The 24430-nt window shown below is 41.5% G+C and carries 22 protein-coding genes; 13 read left to right on the forward strand and 9 right to left on the reverse strand.

What is annotated here, in order from left to right; translation table 11 throughout:
* Positions 1-9 precede the first annotated feature (9 nt).
* From Q0486_RS06610 to Q0486_RS06620, 3 genes are all read right to left on the reverse strand, one after another.
* Positions 10-4359: a CusA/CzcA family heavy metal efflux RND transporter gene (locus Q0486_RS06610; protein ID WP_299231396.1), complete on the reverse strand. Its 4350-nt coding sequence runs from the start codon at positions 4357-4359 to the stop codon at positions 10-12.
* 225 nt (positions 4360-4584) lie between these two features.
* A complete protein-coding gene (locus tag Q0486_RS06615) occupies positions 4585-5562 on the reverse strand; it encodes an SPFH domain-containing protein (protein WP_204393746.1) in 978 nt (325 codons plus the stop codon).
* 42 nt (positions 5563-5604) lie between these two features.
* Complete coding sequence (locus Q0486_RS06620; RefSeq protein ID WP_299231398.1) at positions 5605-6039, reverse strand: NfeD family protein; 435 nt, start codon at positions 6037-6039, stop codon at positions 5605-5607.
* A gap of 122 nt (positions 6040-6161) precedes the next feature.
* Between Q0486_RS06620 and Q0486_RS06625 the strand changes: the two genes are divergently transcribed.
* Entirely contained in the window at positions 6162-6947 is a 786-nt protein-coding gene (locus tag Q0486_RS06625) for an EFR1 family ferrodoxin (RefSeq protein ID WP_299231400.1), read from the forward strand.
* Positions 6948-7023: 76 nt separating this feature from the next.
* Positions 7024-7467, forward strand: coding sequence for a YhcH/YjgK/YiaL family protein (locus Q0486_RS06630; RefSeq protein WP_235339764.1), 444 nt, complete (start codon positions 7024-7026; stop codon positions 7465-7467).
* An 82-nt stretch (positions 7468-7549) separates the two neighbouring features.
* Here Q0486_RS06630 and Q0486_RS06635 read toward each other — a convergent pair whose 3' ends face one another.
* The 3 genes from Q0486_RS06635 to Q0486_RS06645 form a co-directional block, all read right to left on the reverse strand.
* Complete coding sequence (locus Q0486_RS06635; RefSeq protein ID WP_299231402.1) at positions 7550-8203, reverse strand: cation diffusion facilitator family transporter; 654 nt, start codon at positions 8201-8203, stop codon at positions 7550-7552.
* Between the two features lie 68 nt (positions 8204-8271).
* Positions 8272-9108, reverse strand: a complete 837-nt coding sequence (locus tag Q0486_RS06640; protein WP_299231404.1) for a helix-turn-helix domain-containing protein — start codon at positions 9106-9108, stop codon at positions 8272-8274.
* A 1-nt stretch (position 9109) separates the two neighbouring features.
* A complete protein-coding gene (locus Q0486_RS06645) occupies positions 9110-9541 on the reverse strand; it encodes a transcriptional repressor (RefSeq protein WP_299231406.1) in 432 nt (143 codons plus the stop codon).
* A 204-nt stretch (positions 9542-9745) separates the two neighbouring features.
* Here Q0486_RS06645 and Q0486_RS06650 point away from each other — a divergent pair, with 204 nt between their 5' ends.
* The 9 genes from Q0486_RS06650 (at position 9746) to Q0486_RS06690 (ending at position 17302) form a co-directional block, all read left to right on the forward strand.
* Complete coding sequence (locus Q0486_RS06650) at positions 9746-10525, forward strand: HAD family hydrolase (protein WP_299231408.1); 780 nt, start codon at positions 9746-9748, stop codon at positions 10523-10525.
* A 245-nt stretch (positions 10526-10770) separates the two neighbouring features.
* Positions 10771-12324: a sulfatase-like hydrolase/transferase gene (locus Q0486_RS06655; RefSeq protein ID WP_299231410.1), complete on the forward strand. Its 1554-nt coding sequence runs from the start codon at positions 10771-10773 to the stop codon at positions 12322-12324.
* Positions 12325-12467: 143 nt separating this feature from the next.
* Positions 12468-13940, forward strand: a complete 1473-nt coding sequence (locus tag Q0486_RS06660) for a PepSY domain-containing protein (RefSeq protein ID WP_299231412.1) — start codon at positions 12468-12470, stop codon at positions 13938-13940.
* Between the two features lie 112 nt (positions 13941-14052).
* Entirely contained in the window at positions 14053-14379 is a 327-nt protein-coding gene (locus tag Q0486_RS06665) for a metalloregulator ArsR/SmtB family transcription factor (protein WP_154042743.1), read from the forward strand.
* A gap of 72 nt (positions 14380-14451) precedes the next feature.
* Entirely contained in the window at positions 14452-14895 is a 444-nt protein-coding gene (locus Q0486_RS06670) for a nitrophenyl compound nitroreductase subunit ArsF family protein (protein WP_299231415.1), read from the forward strand.
* Positions 14896-14904: 9 nt separating this feature from the next.
* Positions 14905-15612 carry an aromatic aminobenezylarsenical efflux permease ArsG family transporter gene (locus tag Q0486_RS06675; protein ID WP_299231416.1) on the forward strand — a complete coding sequence of 236 codons (708 nt, stop codon included), beginning with the start codon at positions 14905-14907 and terminating at the stop codon, positions 15610-15612.
* A 19-nt stretch (positions 15613-15631) separates the two neighbouring features.
* Complete coding sequence (locus Q0486_RS06680; protein WP_235328679.1) at positions 15632-15865, forward strand: thioredoxin family protein; 234 nt, start codon at positions 15632-15634, stop codon at positions 15863-15865.
* A 4-nt stretch (positions 15866-15869) separates the two neighbouring features.
* The gene (locus Q0486_RS06685; protein WP_299231417.1) at positions 15870-16838 is read left to right on the forward strand and encodes a permease; all 969 of its coding nucleotides are present in this window, start codon (positions 15870-15872) and stop codon (positions 16836-16838) included.
* An 8-nt stretch (positions 16839-16846) separates the two neighbouring features.
* A complete protein-coding gene (locus tag Q0486_RS06690) occupies positions 16847-17302 on the forward strand; it encodes an arsenate reductase ArsC (RefSeq protein WP_299231418.1) in 456 nt (151 codons plus the stop codon).
* Positions 17303-17371: 69 nt separating this feature from the next.
* Here the strand turns inward: Q0486_RS06690 and Q0486_RS06695 are convergent, their stop codons facing one another.
* Together Q0486_RS06695 and Q0486_RS06700 are read right to left on the reverse strand one after the other, a co-directional pair.
* Positions 17372-17866 carry an immunoglobulin-like domain-containing protein gene (locus Q0486_RS06695; protein ID WP_299231420.1) on the reverse strand — a complete coding sequence of 165 codons (495 nt, stop codon included), beginning with the start codon at positions 17864-17866 and terminating at the stop codon, positions 17372-17374.
* A gap of 17 nt (positions 17867-17883) precedes the next feature.
* Positions 17884-19056 (reverse strand): immunoglobulin-like domain-containing protein, encoded by a 1173-nt coding sequence (locus Q0486_RS06700; RefSeq protein WP_299231423.1) that lies wholly within the window; start codon positions 19054-19056, stop codon positions 17884-17886.
* Positions 19057-19174: 118 nt separating this feature from the next.
* Between Q0486_RS06700 and Q0486_RS06705 the strand changes: the two genes are divergently transcribed.
* Positions 19175-21166, forward strand: a complete 1992-nt coding sequence (locus tag Q0486_RS06705; RefSeq protein WP_299231425.1) for a DUF4954 family protein — start codon at positions 19175-19177, stop codon at positions 21164-21166.
* A gap of 70 nt (positions 21167-21236) precedes the next feature.
* Positions 21237-21911 carry an MgtC/SapB family protein gene (locus Q0486_RS06710; RefSeq protein WP_299231427.1) on the forward strand — a complete coding sequence of 225 codons (675 nt, stop codon included), beginning with the start codon at positions 21237-21239 and terminating at the stop codon, positions 21909-21911.
* A 35-nt stretch (positions 21912-21946) separates the two neighbouring features.
* Here Q0486_RS06710 and Q0486_RS06715 read toward each other — a convergent pair whose 3' ends face one another.
* Positions 21947-24211, reverse strand: coding sequence for a GH92 family glycosyl hydrolase (locus Q0486_RS06715; RefSeq protein ID WP_299231818.1), 2265 nt, complete (start codon positions 24209-24211; stop codon positions 21947-21949).
* Positions 24212-24430 lie beyond the last annotated feature (219 nt).

Raw genomic sequence — 24430 nt, forward strand, 5'->3', positions numbered from 1 at the left:
GTCTTGATGTTATTTATCTGTGTATAGTTCAAGTTCGAGTACTGATACGTTGTAGTTATATACAGTCTCAATATATGATTTCTTTATGTCTCTTGCTGAATTGATGCTCTGTACAAATTCAGTGATGTCTATCTCGTTTGCACCGTAACGTGACACTGCGCTGTTTTGTAACGACTCTGCTTCATTCAATGCTGCTTCGGTGAAGTACTGAAGACTTTCTTTCTGCTGTCTCAGTCTGCCTTTCAGTTCTTCCACCTTATTGTTGAGCATGGTCTTGTTGTTGTCAGCTTCCCATTCCGCTATCCTCAGACTGATTTTAGCCTGCTTGCTTCTGCTTTTCTGAGGAAAAAACAGTATAGGGAATGAAACTCCCACCATCCACGAATTAAGGTTTTTCAGAGGAGCGATTTTCTGTCGTGTATATCCGAATGAAAATTCTGGGAAGAACTTGCTCCTTTCTATCTGCAGGAGTTTCTTCTGTTCATCCACTTTTCCCAGGAAATAGTTCAGATGGTCTGCCGATGGCAATAAATCAGTGTCATTACTTTGGAATATTGCAAGAGAATCGTCAGAAGGCAATATCCGGGTGTCTGAATAGCATACCCATGTCAGCCTTTTCTTTGCCAATGAAACCTCTTCCTGCCAGTGGAGCAGCATTGTACGCATATTTGCCGCCATAGCAGAAATTATGTTTTTCTTTGTCAGGTCGATGTCTCCCTGCGAATAGCGCAAATCTCCACTCTGTTTCAACTTTCCTGCTATCTCGTCCTGATGCTTGTACAGACTGTATATGCTGTTGGCATACTGGTAATATGTCCATGCACGCTTAACTTCGGCTATGATTTCCTTTTTAACCATATTACGGTAGTATTCTCCTGTACTGACCTGCGATTTTACAAGGGAATTCTTATAGAAAGGCGTAAGGAATGAGCCGAGCGACTGCTCTATGCTCATTTCGTTGTCTTTGTTGAACTCACCGTTCAACTGTCCCCAGGCATAACTGAAGGAAGTGCTTCCTCCGTCCCATATTTCTCCTCTTGTTGCTCTCGATTTTTCTATCTCGGCAGTAGCGACTTTCAGTCTTGGGTGGTTCTGTAATGCAATCTCTATAGCTTCCTCCATGCTTACTCGTTTAGCCTCACTGTTCTGGGCATTGGCATCTACGGCAAATGACAGGATTATAGCTGTCATTGCTATGGTTCGTGCTGTACCGCTCGCTTTTCTGTTATTCTTTCTTCTCATAATAGAGTGTGAAATATTATTTACAAGTTTATAGAACACAGGAATGATAATCAGTGTCAGAACAGTAGATACAATCAGTCCGCCTATAACCACTGTAGCCAATGGTCTTTGTACTTCCGCACCAGCTGACGTAGCTATTGCCATAGGCACAAATCCCAACGAAGCCACAAGTCCGGTAAGGAATACAGGTCTCAGCAGATGTGGACATCCGTGTCTGATTATACTTCCCGTACACATGGTGTATTCGTTCTTCTTTCTTAAATCGTTGAAATGGTTTATCATAAGAATACCGTTTAATACAGCCACACCGAACAGAGCGATGAATCCTACTCCGGCAGAGATACTGAACGGCAATCCTCTAAGCCATAAAGCCACGATACCACCAATCAGTGACAACGGAACGGTAGAGAACACCACAAGCGAATAAATAACGCTTCTGAACGCAAAGAACAGCAACAGAAGTATGAGCAGCAATGCGATAGGTATAACCACAGTAAGAGTATCAATGGCATTCTGCAGATTTTCAAACTGTCCGCCATATTCAAAGTAGTATCCCGGCTTGAGTTTCACGTTCTTGTCCAGTGACTCCTGGATTTTTGAAACCACCTGCTTTATGTCGGCATTTCTTACGTTTACACCAATTACCACACGTCGTTTTGTGGCGTCACGGTTTATCTGGAGAGGACCGTTCTGGAAAGAAATCTCGGCTACTTCACTCAGAGGAATGCGTATTCCTTCGGCAGTACGCACAAACAGTCTGTTTATGTTCAGATCCTTCACCTTCTCGTTGTCAAGACGAACTACAAGGTCGAAACGTCTTTCGTTTTCGAATACCACTCCAGCAGTTTCTCCTGCGTATGCAGTACGGATAATAGTATTTAACTCTTCTATGTCTATACCATAACGCGCTATCTTGGCTCTGTCATAGTTCACCAAAAGCTGTGGCAATCCCATAGCCTGTTCCACAAGTACATCAGATGCTCCCGGAACCTGCTCAACGTATTTTGCTGCTTCCTTGGCTTTGTTGTATAGTTCCTCCATATCCTCACCATATAGCTTAATGGCAATATCGGCTTTAGCCCCTGTCATAAGTTCGTTGAAACGGAGCTGTATCGGCTGGCTGAAGTTGAATTCCACATTCTCAATACCTTCGAGTGCAGCTTTCATCTTCTCAACCATCTCAGATCTGCTGCTTGCTGATGTCCATTCAGAGAAAGGCTTCATCACAATCATTATGTCCGCATCTTCCACTGCCATAGGGTCTGTAGGAACTTCCGCTGTACCTATTTTTGCCACTACATGCTTTATCTCAGGGAATTTCTCTTTAAGAATCTTCTCTGCTTCAAGCGAAACCTGAATACTTCTGCTTAGAGAACTTCCGGCTGGCAGTGTCATCTGCATGGCAAAGTCTCCTTCGTCAAGCGTAGGGATGAACTCTGCTCCAAGTCTTGTAAACAGGAACAGCGATGCTATAAGAGCTACAAACGATGTCGCTATAGTTCCCCAGATGTGTTTCAGACAGTAATTCAATGTCTTGTGATAGTAGATGTTCAGGCCGGAGAAAAAGCGGTCGGCAAGTGTAGGCTTTACCGAAACAGTCTTTTTAAGGAACAGTGATGCCATCATCGGCACGTATGTGAGTGACAGCAGCAATGCGCCTATGATACAGAACACCAGTGTCTTTGCCATAGGGGTGAAGTACTTGCCTTCTATTCCTGTAAGTGTGAGGATAGGGAAGAACACTATCAGTATTATCAGCACGGCGAAAGTGGCACTTCTCACCACATTGTCCGCACCTTTTTCCACTTCTGCATCCATCTCTTCCTTGGTGAATGTCCTGCCCATCATGTTCTTGCCGTAGATATGTGCCAGGATTCCTTCAAGTATCACTATCGAACCATCCACCACAATACCGAAGTCTATCGCTCCAAGACTCATCAGATTGGCTGATACGCCGAATATCCTCATCATAATGAATCCGAAAAGCATGGCAAGAGGAATGACTGATGCCACGATAAGTCCTGCCCTGACATTTCCGAGGAATATGATAAGCACCAGGAATACTATTATGGCACCTTCTATAAGGTTCTTTATTACGGTAGATATGTTTCTGTTTACGAGTTCCGAACGGTTCAGATATGGCTCTACTGTTACACCTTCAGGCAACATCTTCTGTACCTTGGCTACACGTTTTTCAAGTTCTCCCGTCACGACATTGGCGTTTGCACCTTTGAGCATCATCGCTATACCGCCCACACATTCGCCTTCGCCGTCCTTTGTCATCGCTCCGAAACGCTTTGGAGCACCGAATCTCACCTTGCCTATATCTCCGACGTGTACCGGAATACCGCCACGGTTGGTTATAACTATCTGTTCTATATCCTTCACGTCCTTAATCATACCTTCCGAACGGATATAGTACGCGCGGTTCACCTTCTCTATATAGCTGCCACCGGTGTTCTGATTGTTCTTACTGAGTGCAGAGAACACTTCGCCGATAGTGATATTCAGTGAATACAGAGCGTCAGGGTCAACAGCCACTTCATACTGTTTCAGGTATCCTCCGAAACTGTTTATCTCCACTATACCTGGTATTCCTGAAAGCTGTCTTTTTACTATCCAGTCCTGAATGGTTCGCAGTTCCATTGCATCGTATTTGTCTTCATATCCCGGTTCAACCTTCAGCACGTACTGATATATCTCGCCCAGTCCGGTGGTGATAGGCATCATCTCCGGTGTACCCAGTTCGGGGGGAATCTCGCCTGCAACGGTCTGAATCTGTTCGTTAATCAACTGTCTTGCATCCAGAGTCGGTACGTTTTCCTTGAAAACCACTGTAACGAGCGAAAGTCCGAATCTTGACACAGATCTGATTTCTTCCACATTCATGATATTGCTCATGGCAATCTCTATCGGGAATGTGATGAGCTGTTCCACTTCCTGTGGAGCAAGGGTAGGTGATACAGTAACTATCTGCACCTGATTGTTTGTTATGTCCGGCACGGCATCTATAGGCAGTGTAAGCATGGAGTATATACCCCCTGCCAACAGCATTATTGTAGCCATTGCCACAAACAGTTTTTTTCTGATTGAGAAATGAACGATTTTCTTAAACATAGTTTTTGCGTGATTATGTTATTTCTGATAATAACGCAAAAATATGTATTATGTCAGTGTTCTGGTGTCGCTATCTTATGAGGCTGATTAAAACGGAGGTGAAGTGGCTTATTATGGAGGTGAAATATTATTCTGTTTTCACTGAAAAAAAACCGTGCCCGCATTCGAAATCAAATGCGGGCACGGTTAAAGTCAAACACGGGCACGTTTTGAATTAAACGTGGGTTATCCTTTAAGTATATCCTTAATGCCTCCCAAAGAGCCAAGTAGGGAAGTAGCTTCGTACGGTATATAGACTGTCTTGTTATCTTTTCCGCTTGTCATTTCTTTAAGCGTTTCGATATATTTCAGTGCAATCTGATATGATGCCGGATCAGAGCTTGTTCCCTTGATAGCCTCTGCCAGTTTCTCAATGGCCTCAGCCTCAGCTTTTGCCTGAAGGATTTTAGCTTCCGCTTCACCTTGTGCCATCAGAATCTGTGATTCTTTCTGTGCCTTTGCCTGGTTTATCTGCGCTTCCTTTTCGCCTTCGGAATAAAGAATCTTCGATGTCTTGTCTCCTTCAGCCTTCAGAATCTTTGCACGGCGTTCGCGTTCTGCCTGCATCTGCTGTTCCATGGCACGGCGTACACTTTCAGGAGGAGTGATGTCCTGCAGTTCCACACGGTTTACTTTAACTCCCCATTTGTTTGTTGCCTCGTCAAGAACCTCACGAAGACGGGAGTTGATTGTGTCGCGCGATGTCAGGGTTTCGTCCAGTTCCAGTTCACCGATAATGTTACGTAGAGTTGTCTGCGTAAGTTTTTCTATTGCGTTAGGCAGGTTTTCTATTTCATATACCGACTTGAACGGGTCTGTAATCTGGAAATACAGCAATGCGTTAATGCTGGTGGTTACATTGTCTTTAGTAATCACGCTCTGTTCCGGGAAATCGTAAACCTGCTCACGAAGGTCTATCACGTCCGACATCCTTATCAGAGTCTGTGTAGCTCCGTTCATTCTGGTTACCACATATCGTGTGTAAACTTTTCTTGGCCTGTCTAGTATCGGCCATATTATGTTTATACCGGAAGACAATGTGCTGTGATATCTTCCCAGTCTCTCAATTACTTTTGTTTCCCCCTGTCGGATAATCTTAAGCCCTTGCACTGCGAAAACTATTACAACAAGTGCCACAAGCCCTACAATAATCAAAGCTCCCATAATGAATGTGTGTTTTTAAGAAGTTTATAATAAAGATATTTATCATGCTTTTCTGACGGTGAGTATAATGCTGTCCACTTTAAGTACGACGACTTTCTCGCCTTTCATAATATTGTTTCCGTCTTCCGATACAGCCTTCCACCTGTCTCCGTCAATGGCTATGCGTCCGCTGTTTGTTTCCGGTACGATATCTTCCTCTACAATGGCGGTTCGTCCGATAAGGGCTTCCACTCCGCTTTTCGGCGAATCTTTCTTCCTTGAAAGAAACTTAAGCATGAACGGGCGTACATAGATGAATGATATTAAGGTGAAAACAGCAAATACCGTAATCTGCCAAACCAGAGAGTCGGTGAAACAAGATGCCACTGCTGCGCCTACTGCTCCAATAGCTAGACAGATTGCAGCAAAACCTACGGTGATTATTTCTATTATTACCAGTGCCAGTGCTATGGCAAGCCATATTTGCCAGATTTCCATAATTGATTAATTTAAGAGTTATTGATGTGAAATTATGAAAAGTTTTTCTGTTTTCAAAGCGTGAAAAGATGATTTTTCTTAATTTTGTAAATAAAAAGAAATTGTACTACAATTCTGATGATATGGAAATTTCAAAAGTTTATTCGGTTTTCTTCAGCGCTACATTTTCTACAAGGAAAATAATAAGGGAAATAGTGAAGAAATTGGGTTATGATAGTATTGAATATGATATAACTGATAATGCTCCAGAAGGAACTCTACAGCTTGGATCTGACGAGCTGCTGGTGGTTGGTGTTCCTGTATATTCCGGCCGTGTACCTGAGATGGCAATTGAAAGACTGAACCGTATTAAGGGAAATAATACTCCTGCCGTGATAGTATGCGTATTTGGCAACAGAGATTTTGACGACGCATTAATAGAATTAAGAAATATAGTCCGCGCTAATGGTTTTATTCCTTTCTCAGGAGCTGCTGTAATAGCACAGCATTCCATGTTGCCGCAAATAGCTGAGAACAGACCGGATGAAAAGGATATGCTTTTGATTGATGATTTTGCCGCTAAGGTTAAAGATATGATTGTTTCACTTGCTTCAGTAGATGCGTCTTTGAATTTACATGTAAAAGGAAACGAACCGTACAGGCAAAGACAGAATATACCAATACATCCTTCAGCCAATAATCTGTGCAATAAGTGCGGAACATGCGCCAGATTATGTCCAACCGGCGCGATATCCTCAGAATTGCCACAGAAGACAGACAAGAACAAATGTATTTCATGCGGTCGATGTATTGCGGTATGTCCGAAAAAAGCAAGAAACTTCAGAGGACTATTGTATAAATTGGCTTCATGGAAGTTCAAGAAGAGTTTTTCGGCAAGGAAAGAACCTTCTTTCTTTTATTTGAAATAGGTAATATCGCTTTAACTGCCAATAAAGATTTATATACATTGAATTAATATAATAACTCATTAAAAACATTACGATTATGATTATCGACAAACTAGAAAACATTGGAATGTATGCCTCTGTAAATCCGCTGTTTGCTCAGGCTATTGAATTTTTGAAATCAACAGACCTTAATGCTCACGAACTTGGTAAGGTCGTGCTGAAAGAAGGCGAACTGTTCGTTAACTTTGCAGCTGCAAGGCCAAAGACTAAGGATGATGCAAAAATCGAGACACACAATAATTTCATCGACATCCAGATTCCTCTTACAGGTACTGAACTAATGGGATATATGCCAAGAACAGACCTCGCTGAGGCTGAATACAATGCTGAAAAGGATGTAACTTTCTATCCTGGACATGCAACTGACTATCTGACAGTTAAGCCTGGTATGTTCGCTATTTTCTTCCCTGAAGATGCTCATGCTCCTGGCGTTACTGAAGTGGAACTGAAGAAAGTTATTGTTAAGGTTAGAGTGAAATAAGATATCGGTTTATATTAACTGATATTAGATAACGGAAGAATAGGCGGACATTTCTGTGGTCTGTCTATTCTTCCGTTTCTGTTTATAAAGATGTAAGGATTTTTCCTGTATCAAAAAGCAGATTTTTCGCCCAGCGTATTATTACGGCAGAACATACAACAGCCACCAGTGTGTCAATCCACGTAATATCCCATATCATCGCACATATCAGTCCGAATATAGCCCCAAGGCTTGTCAGTGCGTCAGCTACTACGTGCAGGTATGCCGAATGGCGGTTATAGTCTTCGTTCTGATGTCCCTTGCTGTCGTACAATACGAATGCGCATATTATATTTACCACCATTCCTATGGCTGCCACAATCATGGCTTCCGTATATTTTATCTCAATGGCAGGAGTGAAGAAACGTTCTGCCGCCTCTATTATGATGAAAATAGCGAACATCAATAAAAGAATTCCGCTTGTATAGGCCGAAAGCGACAGAACCTTGTCATTGTCAACATTATTTACCTGTTTCTTCTGTAATTTGCGTACTAATGCGTTTGCACCCCAGCTAAGACCTATTGCCAGTACGTGCGAGCCCATGTGAATGCCGTCGGCAAGCAGTGCCATTGAGTTTGAGAACAGTCCGAATATTATTTCAAGCACCATTGTCGTTGCCGAGAATATTACTACAAACGCCGTTCGTTTTTCACCTTGTGATTTTTCCGGTGATACTGATTCATGTTTATGTCCCATAACTTTATTGTTTTTATTTTGATGCAAAGATATGGAACGTATATAGTGATAGAATTACATAAAATATCTCATTTTTGGTACATTTTATTCATCATGTTTCTGAATTCTTGCGGTGTAGAGCCTGTATGTCGCTTGAAAAAGCGTGAGAAATAGGATAATTCATTAAATCCTAATCTATATGCTATTTCTGAAATGTCATTGTCAGTGCGGAGCAAGAGTCTTTTTATTTCTAATATCAAGCGTTCGTTTATCATCTCCAATGCGGATTTGTTAAAATGCTTCTTTGTCAGGATATTCAGATAGTTGGCACTGACTCCCAATTCCCCGGCATAATATTTTACCTGGTGCTCTTTTGCGAATGAACGTTCTATAAACGATTTATATCTGCTCAGAATCTCCGGAATGATTGATGAAGCAGAATTGTTAATACCTATTCTTTCAAGCTCCAATAGCAGTGTATGTATTTCCGACTGGATTATAGCTGTTGAGTTTACGAGATTCGATACAGACTCATTATATAACAGATTAAATAGAGTACGGATACGGATTTTTTCATCTTCGTTCAAATCTTTACAGACTGGAATCAGCTTTTGTAAATCAGTATAGTATGGTATCATGAAATCTTCTGTGAACTGTAATGCAGAATATTTCATCTTTCCTTCGGTACATAGAAAATGGACTTGCTCCGGTCTTATGAAGAAAATCCTGTCAGGTATTATCTGATACTCCTCAAAGTCTATGGTATGCGTTCCGTTTCCTTCGTGTATCCAGTAAACGGCATAAAAGAAATGACGGTGTGAGAATGTAACCTCAACTTTTTCGTCGTCCATTATCTCACGTTTAATATTGAATTCTTTATACTTCACGTGAGAATGTCCTATCTCCAGACTTCCTATTTTATCCATGCTAATTATCCTTATGTTTCTTGCCGCACTCGGGACATTCGCCCTTTATTACAAATGATACGGAATGCATGGTAAATCCTTGTTTCAGTTCAAACGCTGGAAACGGAATATCATCCATGCAGAATGATTTTCTGCACGACTCACAGTAGAAATGTATATGTGCGTCAGATTGGTTACAAACAGTTTCGCTTGTGCATAGCTCATAGTTCAGTATTCCCCTTCCGTCCTCGAATGAATGTACTATGTCATGCTCCAGAAACAGTGTCAGAACACGGAATATACTCGATTTGTCTATTGTGGCAAGAATAGCCTCAAGGTCTGTCATACTCAATGGATTAGCCTGTTCTTTGAGTGCTTTCAATACAAGGATCCTGTTTGCCGTGGGTTTTACACCTTTCAATTCTAAGCTTGTAGCCAAATCTTTAGATTCCATTGCTCTTTCTTATTTATCAGTTCGTTTTGCCACAAAGGTACGAAAAAATAAATCCACTTGTACATGTGTATGTTTTTATGCAACCTGGTTGCATTTTGAGCTTTAAGGTTGTTAATCGTATCACTTTCTCGCCAACTGGTAGTGGTAATAATCGTTTTTTTCGGAAATTTGCAGTGGATTTATATACGTAATTAAAATTGTGATATGATAAAAGCTATATTCTTCGATATCGACGGAACCTTAGTAAGTTTCAATACTCATCGTATTCCGCAGTCTGCTGTAAATGCTATTTCTATGGCGAAAGAAAAAGGTATTAAAATCTATATCTCCACCGGACGCCCTTTCTCGCTGATAAATAATCTTGACGAGATAAAGCATATGATAGACGGATATATCACTGCCAATGGAGCATTGTGCTTTTCTGGTGACAAGGTAATATCATGTACACCTATCTCTAAAGAAGATGTATTGACGGTGTTGAGGTTTTCAGATGATATGAAATTCCCGTGTATGGTGGTAGGAGAGAAAGACCTTACCATGTATAACAGTGATGATAGAACAGACCGGATATTCCGTCAGATGCTTAATGTCCATAATCTTAGGGAAGATAATAACGTGGAACTGATTCTACAGCAAAGAATACTGCAGCTTACGCCTGTCATTTCTGTAGCAGAGGAAGAACAGATTATGCCTCGCCTGGCTGGATGTGTTTCGTCACGTTGGTGTCCTGACTTTGCAGACATTACTGCAACTAATGCCAATAAAGGTAACGGGCTTCTGGAAGTTATATCGCATGAAGGTATCAACATAAATGAAACAATGGCATTTGGTGATGGAGGAAATGATTTGTCAATAATAGAAAAGGCAGGATTAGGTGTAGCAATGGGAAATGCTAATCAGGTCCTGAAAGAAGTGGCTGATTATGTTACCTCATCTGTAGATGAAGACGGGGTGTATAATGCTATTAAAAGTTTTGTACTTTAAGCCGGAATGAAATCCTGAACGACTTGACATTTTCTCTAAATACAGATTGTGTTTTTATAAATATAGATTGTTGATATAAAAATATAGCTTGTATTTATATAGATAATGTGTTATATTTAGAGAAAATGAAAGAGCTTTTGATATTTATTTTACATAGAGATAACACTTACCATAAAAAAATAACATATTTCCAATAATATTTCGTATCTTTGACCACATATATCATTAAAATTAAATCTCACCTTATGGAAAAAAACACTTTTCGTCTTGGACTGATTTCTGCTGCGGCATTGCTTGGAGCATGTTCAGGAGGTACAAAAAATCAATCTGAAACTAAACAGAAAAATCCTAATGTAGTATTTCTGATAGCTGATGACTTGGGAATTGGCGATCTCAGTTGCTATGGAGCGACTAAAATACAGACTCCAAACATCGACCGTCTGGCAAGTCAGGGACTGCAGTTTGCAAATGCTTATACAACTTCGTCTATAAGTACACCGTCTCGTTTCGGAATCCTTACAGGGATGTATCCTTGGCGTCAGGAAAATACAGGTATCGCACCGGGTAATTCTGAATTGATTATCAATACAGAGTGTACTACTATGGCCGATATGTTCAAGGCTGAGGGTTATGCCACAGCTGCCATAGGCAAATGGCACTTGGGACTTGGCCCAAAAGGCGGAACAGACTTCAATACTCTTATCAAGCCAAACACTCAGGATATAGGTTTCGACTATGAATATATAATTCCTGCGACAGTTGACCGTGTGCCGTGTGTGTTTGTAGAAAACGGTCGTGTTGACGGGCTTGATCCAAATGATCCCATCACTGTAAGTTATAAAGAAAAGGTAGGTGACTGGCCTACAGGTAAGGAAAATCCTGAACTTGTAAAATTAAGACCAAGTCAGGGACACGATAATACTATCATCAACGGTATTCCGCGTATCGGATGGATGACAGGTGGTAAGTCTGCGCTTTGGGATGATGAAATGATTGCTGATGTCATTACCCAGAAGGCCAAGGATTTTATAGTAAGCAACAAGGATACAACATTCTTCCTTTATATGGGAACTCAGGATGTACATGTCCCTCGTGTTCCTCATCCTAGATTTGCTGGAAAGAGCGGTATGGGCGACCGTGGCGACGTAATACTTCAGTTGGACTGGACAGTAGGCGAGATAATGAACACTCTAGACAGTCTGAATATTGCCGACAATACTATCTTCGTATTCCTGAGCGACAATGGTGCCGTGATTGACGATGGTTATCATGACCGTGCGGCAGAGCTACTGAACGGACATACTCCTATGCTTCACTACCGTGGCGGAAAGTATAGTGCGTTCGAGGCTGGTACACGTACACCGCTGCTCGTCAGATGGCCTGAAAAGATTAAGCCTGCCGTACAGGAAGGTATGTATTCAGCTATTGACTTCTTCGCATCGTTTGCCGGTCTGTTGGGCTATGAAATACCTGAAGGACAGGCGCCTGACAGCCGTAATTATCTGAATACTCTTATTGGAACAGATACCAAAGGATGCGACTATGTAATACAGCAGAATCTTAACAATACTCTTTCAATCGTTAAGGACGGTTGGAAATACATTGAAACAAGTGATAAACCTGCCATTGAGTACTGGACCAAGACTGAACTCGGCAACAATAAGGAGGAACAACTATACAATATAGTGGACGATCCTTCTGAAAAGAAGAATGTGGCTAAGGATAATCCTGAGAAGACACAGGAACTTGAAAAACTGCTAATGGCCGAAAAAAACAAAATTGAGAAGACAAAGATGTAAAATAATCTTTTAATTTCGAAGAAAATAACGCCCGATAAACGTTCATTATACGTTTGTCGGGCGTTTGCTACATATAAGAACTATATTGTAAGAAACAGTGAGATTATTTATTTTTGTATCGGATTTGAATATTGATATTATAAATGAAACGCATCACCTGGAAAAAACATCATAAATGGTTCGGCTTAATATTTGCATTCTTCATGCTTATGTTCTGTCTGAGCGGAATAGTTCTAAATCATCGTGAGCTGGTAGCAGATATAAATGTAGGTAGAGATTACCTACCAGATGATTACAGCTACCAGAACTGGAATCTTGGACTTCTTCGTGGCTCTGTCAGATGCAATGATAATAATGTATTTATCTATGGAAACGGCGGAATCTGGAAAACTGATTCAACCGGACAGTATATCTCAGATTTCAATGCAGGGCTACCAATAGGTGCAGACCTCCGCAATATCAAGGCTATGGTTCAGACTCCTGACGGCTCTCTTTTTGCAGCAGGACAGTTTGGCCTGTACAGGAACGATGGAAAAGGTTGGGAGAGTACTTCTCTGATGCTTTCGTCTCACGAACGTATATCTGATCTGGTATTAAAGGGAGATACTCTGGTGGTAGTAGGACGTTCGTATCTATACACTTCTGTGAGCCCGTACAAAGAATTTCACAGATTGCAGATAAAGGCTCCTGCCGGATATGATAGCAAAGTTTCACTTTTCCGTACCGTATGGCTGATGCATAGCGGAGAGATGTTTGGAACAGTTGGAAAACTGGTTATGGATGCTGTGGCAGTGATACTTATAGTGTTGTGTTTTACAGGGATTGTCTACTGGATTCTTCCTAAATATATCAAAAGAATCCGTAGGAGCGGTAAAACAGCCAAAGGAAGTACTCTATTAATGAAGTCATCACTTAACTGGCATGATAAACTTGGTAGATATACTTTTATCATACTTATGTTCGTTGCTTTGACAGGTTGGTGTCTCCGTCCGCCTGTGCTTATAGCGCTCGTTTCTTTCCATACTCCGGCTATACCTTTTACAACTGCTCATAGTGATAATGCCTGGAACGACAGATTGCGCATGCTTCGTTATGATACTGAATTTGGAGACTGGCTCCTTTCTTCCTCCGAAGGTCTTTTCTCTTTGACTACATTGGAATCTGTTCCTGTAAAATTAGAAAATACTCCTCCTGTAAGTGTCATGGGGCTTAATGTGTGGCAGAAAGATACCTGTGGTAATTGGCTTACCGGTTCTTTCAGCGGAATGTATGTGTGGGATAGAAGCAAACAGTTTTCTACTGATTATTTCACAGGTGAGAGGGCAGAAAATGTGGCAGGTCCTCCGTTTGGGAAGTATGCCGTATCTGGCTATTGCGATAATATCGGTAAAGCCCCTTTCGTTGTGGAGTACTATAAGGGTACATCTGTTTTAAGTATGCCGGAAAATCTTTCTTCTTTGCCTATGTCTTTATGGAATTTTGCGCAGGAGATACATACGGGACGTATATATACTATCCTCGGACAAGGAACTCTAGTCTATATCTTTTTTGCCGGACTGGCAGCACTGTGGTGCATTTATACAGGCTTCGTTATAAGGAGGAAAAAGCATGGATAGATAATAGTTTCTGGAGCATATATATAGTGTGTTGTAATGAAAAATCTAAAATTTTATTTGTATGTTTGAATATTATTCGTAATTTTGCGAACAATATTCAAACATACAAATAATGGCGAACAAAAACTATACAGAAGAGCAGGAGAGAATGGCACGTTTTGCCAAGGCCATGGGGCATCCTGCACGTATGGCTATCCTGGAGTTTCTTTTGCGTCAGGAGACATGTTTCTTTGGTGATATCCACGAAGAACTACCTATAGCCAAGGCCACAGTGTCACAGCATCTTAAGGAGCTTAAGGAAGCAGGTCTGATACAGGGAGAGATAGAAACTCCGAAGGTGAAATATTGCATAAACAGAGAGAACTGGGAACTTGCCGGAAAGATGTTTTCTGCGTTCTTCGGTCAGTCTGTTTGTAAGAAAGAGAGTTGCTGCGGATGAGCAGCATCTTTTTTTGATTTCTTTGTTCGTAGTTTGACGAAATACTAATAACATCGATAAACTAAAAGATATATGAAGAAAATTGTATTAATGGCCGTTGCCTGTCTGGCTTTGGTATCGTGCGGAATGGGCACAAAGAATGAATCGTCTGCACAGGGAATGGAAGTGGGAGTTCCTGCCAGCGATTGTGTAGAAGTGTTGTACTTTCATGGCAAGCAGAGATGTGCCACATGTATGGCGATTGAGAAGAATGCTTCAGAAGCAGTATCAAAAGAGTTTGCCGAAGAGATTAAGAAAGGCGATGTGGTATTCAGGGTGATAGATATCACAAAAGAAGAGAATGAGGCTATAGCCGAGAAGTATGAAGTCACATGGTCATCACTCTTCGTGGTAGGACATAAAAATGGCAAGGAAAATGTGGAGAATATGACAGACTTCGCATTCAAGAATGCCAGACAGTCGCCGGATGAGTTCAAGAGCGGAGTAATAGCCAAAGTAAGTGAAATGCTTAAATAACCTGTCATTATGGATTGGCTTCAGAATTTGCTTGATAATAGTTCCACTCCTGTTCTTACGGCTTTCCTTTTAGGATTGCTAACTGCCATTTCTCCTTGTCCGCTAGCTACAAACATAGCGGCTGTTGGTTTTATAGGCAGAAATATCGAAAACAGGAGGCGGGTATTCATTAACGGACTACTATATACTTTGGGGCGAGTACTTTCATACACTCTCCTCGGAGTAGTACTGATAATGATTCTCAAAGAAGGTTCCAGCATGTTCGGCATTCAGAAGACTATTGCTACGTGGGGGGAGCTCCTTATCGGACCGATGCTTCTCATAATAGGAATGTTCATGCTTTTCGGTGACAAACTCAATCTGCCTAAGTTCGGTTTCAACGGTAATGCCGAAGGGCTTGCCAGGAAGGGTGGAGCAGGGGCATTGCTCATTGGGGTATTGTTTGCCCTGGCTTTTTGTCCTACAAGTGGTGTGTTCTATTTCGGGATGCTTATACCTATGTCTGCCACAGCTACCGCAGGCTATCTGCTTCCTGCCGTATTTGCCGTTGCTACAGCCATTCCGGTGCTAATTGTGGCTTGGATACTGGCTTTCAGTGTACAGCAGATGAGCAGCTTTTACGGACATATAAAGACCGTACAGAAATGGTTGAACGTGATAGTTGGGATACTCTTTATCGTAATAGGAATATATTATTGTTTTGTAATGTTTTTTTAATTAATAAATTTATAGAATTATGGAAATTAAAGTATTAGGACCGGGTTGCAGCAAGTGCAAGACAACCTATCAGGTAGTAGAGAAAGTAATCAAGGAAAACAATCTGGATGTGAAACTTACCAAGGTGGATGATATCATGGAAATGATGAACTACAACATCATGACCACTCCTGCCATAGTAGTGGATGAAGTAGTAAAGATAAAGGGTAAGGTTCCTACAGAAAGTGAAGTAAAAGAACTTTTAGGCATCTAAGTATATGATACAGGATTTTGCCGACTGGCTGGTTTATGGCATATTCGGTCTTGATGCCGGAACATCTCTTGGAGTTGCCGTAAACTTCTTCTTTTACGATACGATAAAGATTCTGATACTGCTGTTTTTTATCAGTGTTCTGATGGGAATAATCAACGCTTATTTTCCTATCGAACGTTTGAGAAACTATCTTGTCACACACAAGATGTACGGACTTCAGTATCTGCTAGCCTCAGTATTTGGAGCCATAACTCCTTTCTGTTCCTGCTCGTCTATACCACTTTTTATCGGTTTCGTTAAAGGAGGAATACCTTTGGGAGTGACATTTGCCTTTCTGATAACTTCACCGTTAGTCAATGAGGTGGCAGTTGCCATGTTCTTAGGCTCATTCGGCCTGAAAGTTACTTTGATTTATGTTATCAGCGGTATATTGCTGGGTGTGATAGGCGGTTTCGTATTGGGAAAGATGAACCTTTCTCCATACCTTAGTGATTGGGTAAGGCAGATACAGGCCAACTCGTCCGTACAGGCTGAGGAGTGGGAGAAAGAACATACTACGTTCCTCAAACGCTTGCCTTCAATCGTACGCGATGCCTGGAAAATAGTTAGCGGTGTACTAATCTATATCATCATAGGTATCGGAATAGGAGCCTTTATGCACGGTTTCGTACCCGAAGGTTTCTTCGAGCAGTACATGTCGAAAGACAATTGGTATGCAGTTCCACTTTCAGTGATTCTGGCAGTGCCTATGTATGCCAATGCCGCAGGTATAGTTCCGGTGATAGAGGTGTTTGTGGCAAAGGGAGTGCCTATGGGAACAGCAATAGCATTTATGATGGCCGTAGTTGGTCTGTCATTACCTGAAGCTACACTTCTTAAGAAAGTTATGACATGGCGATTGATAGGTATATTTTTCGGAACTGTAGCCTTTTTTATAATTTTGTCAGGTTATCTGTTTAACTATTTACTATAGAATATAATATGAGAATACTTATACTTTGTACAGGAAACAGCTGCCGTAGCCAGATGGCTCACGGTTTCCTGCAATCGTTCGATGAAACTCTGGAGGTTTATTCCGGAGGAACAGAACCTGCCGCTCAGGTCAACCCTAAGGCTGTAGAAGTGATGAAAGAAGTAGGAATAGACATAAGCAACCACATTCCAACGCATGTAAATACATATCTTGACAGTGAATGGGACTATGTGATAACCGTATGCGGAGGAGCCAACGAGAGTTGTCCGGCATTTACTGGCAAGGTAGGGAAACGCCTTCATATAGGTTTCGATGATCCGTCGCATGCCACAGGCACTGAGGAGTTCATCAACTCAGAATTCCGCAGAGTACGCGACGAGATAAAGAACGGTTTCGCCCGTTTTTATATCACAGAGATAAAGAAACAGGAACTTCCAAAATGTTCTTGCGGTGGTAAGTGCTGATAAAAGATAAAATATGGTGTTACGATGCAGATGTATTACGATTTGTGTCGTAACACTTTTTCTGTAGTATTATTTCAAATAAAATTCAGAACACAGTTCTATCTCCTTATAATTACCGTTACCAAAATTGTCATAGAAAGTCTTTTTTATTCTATATCTACCTGACGTAATCTCATAAATATGTATTGGAAAGCTGAATACCATATATTCAGGGATATTGATTGGCAGAAACTCATCGTCGAATTTCAATACAGGTTTTTTATTTCTGGCTTTAATCCATACGCTGTCTTTCATATACTCCAGTTCCCAGTCGCGTCCGAAACTTAGTTGCCGCTTTTGAGGGTTAAAGACTATGGCATAGACTTCTTTAGTCGATGAATAATAATTCCCTTGAATTGTTTCCATTCTTACTTCCTGTCCTATGCTGTCGCTTATCAGGATTGTAGCATCGCCTGTTGTGCCCTGATATTCAGTTGCTTCCTGGTATTTATTATCTTTACATCCAATGGATAAAAAGGTAATCAAAGTTATTATGAACAGAAAAAATAAATTACAGTTTTTCATATAAAAATATTATTTGATTATTCTAACTTGAATTCTGCCGACATATACCATTCTTTCCTGCTGCCGTCAAAACCTATTCTCTTATAGACCTTATATGTCCCTGGCTTGTTGTCGTTAACCAAGTTGTACATATGAGCCTTGAAATTGTAGTCACGACCTTTCTGTATAAGGATACCAACGGAATTCCAGACGGTGGAAGTGTTCAGAACAAGCCATTCGTCCCCTTCCTTTCGGGCAATTCCATAGTCAAGACCAAAAAATAGCATCCGGTCGTTATTGTTGGATATTTTTACCGGAATTTCTTCTGTACCAACAGGGTAAACAGGCTTTTCCGTTCTCATGCTGATGTCCATAGTGTCCGATGTCGTAGTGAAAGTGAGAGGTTGAGTTGGAGTTATCTTTCCGAAATCAAGGGCAGAGTAGTTCAGTATTCTTCTTCTGAACAATTTCTGATACGGCATGGCATTATTTATCAGACCAACCGATATCGTATCGCCGTCATAGAGCTGACATGCGGTTGAGATGTTTTCACGTATTGTATCTGTGCGTGGAAGGCTCGTAACTTTCTTCCACATACTGTCCATTAGTTTGCGGACACCCTTGTTGTCAACCATTTCAAACTCCGCAAATGCGACTTCCGTATCGTCGTTGAACGGCTTGTATATACGATATTTTCCCGGACTGTTGGGAACGATGTCGGTATAGATGTGTATGGTCTGCATTCTGACATTATGGTATGGCGATATTATCCAGAGCATATCCTCACTAATAGGATTTATAGGTAACGGTTCCCAGGTTTTGTCTTTCTCGTTATAATAGGCTATGCTGTACTCGTCTCCGCAAGTGTACTCCCTGCCTGATTTGTTGGTTATGAACACTGTTATTTCATTTGTCGGGAGAGGGTAGTAGTCGAATTCTGTGCGCAAACTTAAAAGGGTAGGGCTGATTTCCTTGCCTTTGGGGATGTCATTGCAGTAAGGCACGATGACGGGTATGAAAACTTCAGCACTGTCATGTCTGGCGGTATCGGCAAGGATAGTGTCCGCTACAGTTTCTTTCTGCAGCATAACGGTATCTGCTCGCAGTGTGACGGAATCTGCATGGCAGGATTCTGTTTGTCTTTTCCCTGCATTGTTGCAACCTGTCAGTAGCATTATGAGGACAAAGAGTAATGTGGTTGTATTTTTCATCTGGCAACGGATTTTATCTCTTCTAAGATAGATGAAATTTATGATAAATGCAAGATATATATCAAAATGTTACTATCTTTGTCGTTAGAATGATAAAAGAACAAGTGAAATGATTATTATGGAACATACTTTTAGAAATCTCACGGAGGCTGAGATTGATACACTTATTGTACAAGGGTGTTGTGCTGAGAACTGGTCGGATGTAACTGTAGCCGAAAGCTTTGACGCTTCAAAAGTTTGGCATGTAAGGATGTCCGGCAAGATAAGGATAGGGGAGTTGAACGGCGAGTTTACCCTTGCCGGTGGAGTAAAGAAGTCATCTGGAATAAGAAATGCTACTCTGCATAATGTAACTGTAGGCAACGGCTGTTGCATAGAGAATGTAAAGAACTATATCGCGAATTATGTCATTTCGGACAGAGTCTTCATCGAGAATGTTGATTGCATGATTGTGGATAAGCGTTCCACTTTCGGAAACGGTACCGAAGTATCCGTGCTGAGTGAAACCGGTGGTCGTGAGGTTATAATTCACGACAAATTATCAGCTCACGAGGCTTATATAGCGGCCATGTACAGACATCGTCCTGACCTGGCTGCAAAGATGAAGTCACTGGTCATGAAATATGCCGATGAGATAGCTTCGGAATATGGCTATGTAGGCAATGACGCGATGATTGTAGATACAGGATATATCAAGAACGTACGTATCGGAAGTTTCTGCAAGATTGAGAGTGCGGGAAGATTGAAGAACGGTAGCCTTAACAGTAACGAGAGTGCGCCTATTCATATCGGTTTCGGCGTAATCTGTGATGATTTCATCATTTCCAGCGGTTCGCATATCGAAGACGGTACTATGCTGACAAGATGTTTTGTAGGTCAGTCATGCCACATGGGACATAACTATTCTGCATCCGATTCTCTGTTCTTCTGCAACTGTCAGGAAGAAAACGGCGAGGCTTGTGCCATCTTTGCGGGTCCTTTCACCGTTACACATCATAAGTCAACACTTCTCATAGCCGGAATGTTCTCATTCATGAATGCCGGTTCCGGCTCAAACCAGAGCAACCACATGTATAAGTTGGGACCTATCCACCAGGGTATTATGGAGAGAGGCGCCAAGACCGCTTCCGACTCTTATATCCTATGGCCTGCACGTATCGGAGCCTTCTCCCTCGTTATGGGACGCCACGTGGCTCATCCTGACACTACCAACCTGCCTTTCTCATATCTTATAGAAGAGAAGAATACCACATACCTAATGCCAGGTGTAAACCTCCGCAGTGTGGGTACTATCCGCGATGCCCAGAAGTGGCCTAAGCGTGATAACAGGAAGGATCCTTGCCGTATGGATAAGGTGAACTACAATCTTCTGAGTCCATATACCATACAGAAGATGTTCAAGGGACGTGATATTCTGAAAGATCTTGCAAGGGTATCGGGCGAGACATCGGAGACATATTCATATCAGAGTGCCAAGATAAAAAATTCGTCTCTAAATAAAGGTATAAAGTTCTATGAGACAGGTATAACCAAGTTCCTTGGAAACTCTGTGATAAAACGTCTTGAGATAACCGAATTCAAGACAGACGAGGAAATTCGCGAAAGACTCAAGCCTGATACTGCTATTGGTACGGGAGAATGGGTTGACGTTTCCGGACTTATCGCCCCTCGTAGCGAGATAGACCGTCTGATGGCTGATATAGAAAACGGAGTGCTTGATTCTGTAGAAAAGATTGATGCCCGTCTGACAGAGATGCACAATAACTACTATACATACGAGTGGACTTGGGCATACGGCAAGATGCTTGAATTCTTTGGTCTGGATGCCGATAAAATAACAAAAGAAGATATTATAAGTATCGTAGAAAAGTGGAAAGAGGCAGTAATCGGTCTTGACAGAATGGTTTACGAAGATGCCAAGAAAGAATTCTCTCTTTCAGCCATGACTGGATTCGGCGCTGACGGAACCAGAGAGGAACAAAGGCTTGATTTTGAACAGGTGAGAGGCGATTTTGAAAGTAATCCTTTCGTAAAAGCTGTATTGGAGCATATAAAGATAAAGGGCGAGCTTGGAGATGAACTGATAGCCAGAATGAACAAGGTGAAATGAAGGGTTGACTGACCTGTTTCTTGTTTTTTTCATAAACAATGTTTATATTTGTGTATAAGCATTTTGGATTATGGAAATGTACACAGAATTTATTTTAAGGTTGGTTGTAGCCAGCCTTATGGGAGTTATAATAGGTCTGGAGAGGGAATACCGTTCAAAGGAGGCTGGATATAGAACTCATTTTCTTGTAGCCTTGGGAAGTGCGCTGATGATGATTGTCTCGCAATATGGTTTTTCTGATGTGCTTGAGGCTGATCTCGTGAGGCTCGATCCTAGTCGTCTTGCTGCCCAGGTAGTGAGTGGAATAGGTTTTATAGGTGCAGGTACTATAATACTGCTACAGAAGCAGATTGTGCGTGGCCTGACTACTGCTGCAGGGATATGGGCTACATCTGGAATCGGGCTTGCCATTGGTGCCGGTATGTACACTATAGGAATAACCGCCACAGTGCTTTTCCTTATTGGTGTGGAAGTTCTGAATTATTTCTTCAAAGGTATAAGCCTGAGGAGCATGATTGTGGAATTCTCTACACACGATCAGGATTCTCTGAAAAAGATTTCCGCATTGTTCAGCTCCCGTAATTTCATTATCAGTTCGTATGAAATGGAAGATAGGACAGACGGCAGCGGTAACCCCATACATTATGTTACTATGGTCGTAAAAGCCAAAAACATGAATGAGGAAGGCGTATTGCTGATGCTGCTCCATGATTTTCCTGAAATTACAGTTCATAGGATTATATAAACAAGAAAAGTCCGGATTTTCCGGACTTTTCTTGTTTATTGTTTGTTTGAAATGTAAAGTTTTGTTTTACCTTTTTCTGATACTGATGGAGGTATGTCTGACGGCTTAGTGCCTCTCTTGAAATTCGCCTTGTCGCTCATTATAAAATGAACTGTTATTCCATCTTTAATGTCCTCATATTTTAAGTAAGACTTGGTGTATTTTTTTCCGTTGACAAACATTTCCTTGATATAGACATTTTTTTCTGACCAGTTTTCTGTTGTCATCTTGATGTATTTGTCATTACTCAGTTTTACAGTAAGTCCCTTTACGCAAGGTGAACCGATATTGTAAATATTGCTTGACGGTGCTACGGGGTAGAATCCGAGACAGTTGAACATGTACCATGCTGACATTTGTCCGCAGTCGTCGTTTCCACTCAAAGATCCCGGTTCAGTTCCATAGAACCGTCTGGCTATTTCTCTTATCCATTTTTGACAGTTCCATGGCTCGCCAAGGTAATTATAAAGGTATGTCACATGGTGACATGGCTCATTCCCGTGCCAGTATCCTCCTATACGTCCCTGTATGTCGTGTGCACCAGGAATATCATCAGGTAGTTCCAGTGTGAATAAATTGTCAAGGTTTTTCTTAAATGTTTTTTTACCAGCGAGGTTAATATACCCCTGAATGTCATGAGGTACAGTCCATGTGTATTGCATTGTAAATCCTTCCGTGATATCTCCCCAGCCGTTTTCTGAGCCGGGTCCCTGATAGGCTACAGGCGCAAAAGGTGTACGCCATTTGCCATTGATGTCTTTTCCGCGCATGAATTTTGTATCAGGGTCTATCAGTGTCTGATATCCCATAGACCTGTTAAGGAAATATTCGTAATCTTCTGTCTTTCCCAATGCTTTTGCAGCCTGTGCTATGCAATAGTCATCGTAAGCATATTCCAAAGTTTTTGATACCGATTCTGCTTCTTTGTCGAAAGGAACATATCCGTTCATTCTGTATTCTGGCAGGCAGTCATAGTTGTTATTCATGGCTGTAGTTCTCATTGCTTCGTAAGCTCTTTCGTAGTCAAATCCTTTCACGCCTTTCACAATCATGTCCGCAAGTACAGATACTGCATGGTAGCCGATCATGCACCATGTCTCGTTTCCATAGAAAGACCATATTGGGAGCATCTTCTCTACACTTTTGTCGTAGTGTGCCAGCATGGAATTTGCTATGTTTGCATTAAGTTCCTGGTTTACGAGGTTTAGCCATGGGTGAAATGCCCTGTATGTATCCCACAAAGACAGCACTGTATAGTTGGTAAATCCGTCTGCTTTTTCAATGTTCTTGTCCAGTCCTCTGAATTTGCCGTCCGAATCCTGGAATATAAACGGATGCATGGCAGCCCTGTATGCGGCAGTGTAGAATGTGATTTTATCATCTTTTGTTCCGTCAACCATATATTTCGAAAGCTCCTTTTCCCACAGGTCAACACCTTTTTGTCTCAATTCGTCGAAACTTACTCCGTCAAGTTCCCTGAGGTTTTCTTTTGCTCCGTCAGTGCTTACGGCAGAAATTGCTGTTTTCACTGTTACGGTTTCATTTTCTTCTGTTTCGAAAGAGATACATGCCATAAGGTTCTTTCCCCATGCTTCATAACTGCTTCTGAACCTCATGGTATTGTATATCACGGGCTTCTTGTCCTGCATTATTCTGAAGTTCTTCAGCTTTTTCGAGAACACAGCAGTGAAATATATATGTCTTTCAGGTCCCCATCCTTTTACCAACTTATATCCGGTAATTGTAGAGTCATTTTCCATTCTCAGGTTTGACCATTCGCAGTTTTGCCACAGTGTATGGTTCATGTCTATCATTATGAACGATTTGTCGGATTTGGGATATGTAAATCTGAAAATTCCGCTTCTTACTCCCGATGTCATTTCAGCCTTGACATTATAGTCCAGCAGGTTTACCGCATAATAGTTGGGTGATGCCCATTCCTGTTCATGCGAATACCTTGAACGGTAGCTTCCTTTCATGTTTTCCCTCGTTCCCGGATCAAGTTTCATCTCTCCGGTACCCGGTATGAACAGGAAATCTCCAAGATCAGGTATTCCGGTTCCACTCAAATGTGTAAGGCTGAATCCCAGTATTGACGTGTGGTTATATTTATATCCTGCCGCAGCATCATAAAATTTTGCGTCTGTATCCGGGCTTATCTGTATTCCCCCGAATGGAATTTGTGCTCCGGGATATACATTGCCGTAGCCGTCTGTTCCGATGAAAGGATTTACGTAGTCCACCAACTTTTTCGCGCTCATAAGTCCCGGACTGATTGTAAGGATTAAGGTTAGAATTTTTTTTGATAGGTTCATGATAAAGAGGTTTAATGCAGCAAGCTGCGTTCTACATTTTTGTTATTAAGGTTTGTGCAAATATATATAATGTATGGTCATTTATTGTTCTCATGAGTGACAGATTGAAGCTCTGGATAACAACGTCGCATTTGTGTAGTATATCATAAATGTAAAGTTTTGATT

This window comes from uncultured Bacteroides sp. (assembly GCF_937912035.1).
In the GTDB taxonomy this organism is placed as follows: Bacteria; Bacteroidota; Bacteroidia; order Bacteroidales; family Bacteroidaceae; genus Phocaeicola.